The organism is Oleiphilus sp. HI0123 (assembly GCF_001635315.1).
Genome location: NZ_LWGE01000941.1, coordinates 1 through 393 on the forward strand (window position 1 = coordinate 1; position 393 = coordinate 393).

Here is a 393-nt window from a genome sequence, read left to right on the forward strand (position 1 = left end):
GCTGCTTGCAACATCCGATCATGAAGGAATTTACACGATGGGATAAAACTATGAATTGCGGTTTCATGGCTCCGCAATGAATAATACTGGCTAAGTAATTTTTGGGGTACCAATACACTTTCGCCGTACTCCCCTTGCAGTGTTTGCTGAAAGCCGCCGATTACAGCTAAAAACCAATCGCCCCCCTCCTGAACAAGCAAGCCTTCTTTTAATGCCAGCCACAAAGATTCAGCAACTTCCTCCATGGGTAAGTCACTGGCAACAGCCAATGTTTCCAAATCAAATCTGGTACCCACACATGCAGCTTTTTGGAGGAGCTTTTGGGTTTTAATCGGTAGCTCAGACATGCGTTCAAGCATGAGCTCGACAACATTATCAGTTATCGACTCTAAT

General features: G+C 44.8%; 1 protein-coding gene. It reads right to left on the minus strand.

What is annotated here, in order from left to right:
• On the minus strand, window positions 1–393 hold a 393-nt coding region (locus A3761_RS27470), incomplete at both ends, for a hypothetical protein (protein ID WP_197472972.1).